A 2,873-nucleotide genomic window follows, 5' to 3' on the forward strand; every position below is an offset into this window, starting at 1 on the left:
ATTGGTGACACCAGAGTCTACATCCCTGAAGGCGATGAATGTATCCCAGACTGTGGTACAAAGGTCGTACAGGGTGACCACGATGCAACCTACATGTTAATGACAAACCTCGACGCAAAGCTTGCATACTTCACCTACGATGATGAAGAAGTCTATGTTGATATGGACAATGACAGCAAGGTGTCCTTCGGTGATGTCAGGCTTACAAATGTCTCCAATCACTATGGTCCAAACACCAAGGTAAAGATATGCGATGAATTCGATCTTGGACATGATCTTACACAACTGAACCAGACTAGTGTCAGGTATGTTGAGACAGACGATCTCATTGGATACACTCTTGGTGATGCAGTCTACGTTGACGTTGATGACAGTAATTTTGTGTCTGCAGGCGATATCAGGCTTGTTGAAGTTGAAGCTTACATGCCAGGAAACCCTGTCCCATTCGTATACCCTGCATGGTCAGTTGTAGACTCAAACGATGTTGATGTTGGAGATGTACTCCTTGGACTCCTTGATCGCGATGGAGTTGACGATGGAGAAGACTACACCGACCTGAATGAGGTGCTCGGATACATTGACTCTGACTGTACTGGAACCTGGACCTGCCCGGACAAACTCTACATCCAGCAGTATACTGAATGCGACAGCTTCCAGCTGAACCTTGGTGTATCAGTAGGTGACCTCAGGTTGTATGTACCTGTGAACGATCCAAACAGCCCATTCTATGATGAGGAAGAGGACTGGCCAGAATGTGGTACCAAAGTAACCCTCTGCAACATTGACGTTGAGTATGGAGTTACTGAAGTATTCCATAACTACGCATTGATAAAGTTCGTTGACAGGGACAATGATGGTCTATTCACCGAAGGTGTCGACCATGTATACATTGATATGGACAACTCCAGCGATGTAACTGTTGGTGATGTCAGGCTGACTGATGTTAGCATCAAGAACGATACCTATGCAAACAACACCAAAGTCGATGACCATGATCTGGACCGCGCTGGTACAATGCTGCCTGCAGACCTCTACATTACAGTGTCTGATTTGGATCTCCTGGCTGTTGTGCCATACGTAGCTGGATATGGCCCTGCTGACCCAACCGTTGAGTTGCCAACTGAAAGTTTCAACTTCACAGTCAGCATGTTTGACAATGACTGCAGTGGCGACTGGACCTGTGTTGACGCTCTTTACCTGAGCATCGATGATCAGTTCTGGATGGATGACCTTGCTGTCACCCATAAGGACATCAGGTTGTACATCCCACCAGGACTTATCTGCGACGGAGAAGTACCTAATGGTGAATGTGACTACCACGCATATGATGCAAACCAAGATGGTATGATCAGCATTGGTGAGGTAAACACCGCAATCGATGACTACCGTACACAGGGGCCAACATCTATTGCAGATGTCAGTGAACTGATAGATATGTATCGTACAGGTGAGCCCTACTGTTAAGAATTAGTTGAGGGGGATTATCCCTCAACCAATATTTTTCAAATGTCTTGAATTTTTTACACCTTCGCAACATATCGATTTACTATTATTACACTTTAATTTACGGATAAATTTACTAGTGGTAAATTAACCTTCAATCATTTTTCCCCATCCTTCCAACCTCACCCTAACATGAGCATTCAACGTAAACGGCTGATCACCCATAGCATCAGCTCCTAAGTTTAACATTTCATTCAAGAAGGTTAAGATTAAGACTTGGATGAGATTGGTGGGTTCAAATCATACCCTTCACACTTTTCATTTGTAGTTGTTTGAACCATCGCCTTGATTTGATATACGGCTACTTCCAATTTGAGGATTAACATTTCTGGACTGATATCTTACATAATTTTTATTATATCATCTGGTAAATTAATGTTATAACAATTAATCAGTTCTGATAATAGTTTTATATGCTCTTTTATATATCCACAATAGACATCTTTTTCGAAAAATTTAGAGCTGCCTTGCATATTATAGCTTTTGCTTACTTCAAGCATCAAAGGAATTTCACACATAAACCACATAAACTGTGTGCCAATTAGCAATTCAATTAATTTGATAGTATCAGAATCTAGATATAACGAATATCGATCCAAAACTTGATTGAGAGATGAATCAAAACGTTTACATTCTCCGCAAATATACGTTGCCCATAACCGTGAAGGATAAACAGGTGCTTCGTTTGAAAAATCAAACAATGCCATTTGAGAATAAAAAGCCTCATCAAACAAACCAGAATCACAGCCATATGATTTATTGGGTTTAGTATCAATTGATGCTTCGCACATACTTTTAAATAACCTCAAATGGCGCTCAAATGGTTTTTTTAATCTACGATATGCGATTTTTCGTATTTTATCCCTTTCACGTTTCTCATTAAAATCCAAAATACTGTTAATTAATATGACAGTAAGTAAAATACCGATTATTTCAGTGAATAAATTTAGGGTAACATCCTTTGTCCAATTCAATCCGTTTGGTGGTGCTAAATATAAGTAGACGAGCACCATAGCAAATAGTAATAGTATCGCAACGGGGATCTGTAGTTCTTTTCTTACCATGTAATCACTATATCCGAATAAATCAAATATTGTACCGACCATCCGCATAATACTGTATCAGTATAAAATTATATCGATTTGATTCAAACTTTCTATTTTATACTCAATCACTCCCCGGTAGTCCATCTATATTTAGTTGATATTATGTAATGTGAATCATATACATATATATCATGGGAAAACGGGGACCAAAACCAAAATTTAATGATGTTGCTTGTCCTAATGAAGACTGTGAATACTATGGCCTTACTGGAAAAGGTAATGTTGTAGGTAATGGAACTTATCAGATCAAAGGTAAACGTATTA

At 39.6% G+C, this 2,873-nt stretch carries 2 protein-coding genes and 1 pseudogene; 2 read left to right on the forward strand and 1 reads right to left on the reverse strand.

The features are described 5' to 3' along the window. A partial coding sequence (locus KDK67_RS13835; protein ID WP_250869437.1) for a hypothetical protein occupies positions 1 to 1,464 on the forward strand: 1,464 nt, incomplete at its 5' end. 380 nt (positions 1,465 to 1,844) lie between these two features. Here KDK67_RS13835 and KDK67_RS13840 read toward each other — a convergent pair. Beyond that, on the reverse strand, positions 1,845 to 2,615 hold the full coding sequence (locus KDK67_RS13840; RefSeq protein WP_250869438.1) for a hypothetical protein: 771 nt from the start codon (positions 2,613 to 2,615) through the stop codon (positions 1,845 to 1,847). Between the two features lie 125 nt (positions 2,616 to 2,740). Between KDK67_RS13840 and KDK67_RS14710 the strand changes: the two are divergent. Beyond that, positions 2,741 to 2,873 (forward strand): annotated as a pseudogene (locus KDK67_RS14710) (IS1 family transposase); the annotation flags it as partial.

Origin of the sequence: Methanococcoides seepicolus, from assembly GCF_023684405.1 — an archaeon.
Taxonomy (GTDB): Archaea; Halobacteriota; Methanosarcinia; order Methanosarcinales; family Methanosarcinaceae; genus Methanococcoides; species Methanococcoides seepicolus.

Coding starts and splice junctions, on each gene's coding strand:
- KDK67_RS13840 (WP_250869438.1), bottom strand. CDS start 2,615: ATGCGGATGGTCGGTACAATATTTGATTTATTCGGATATAGTGATTAC.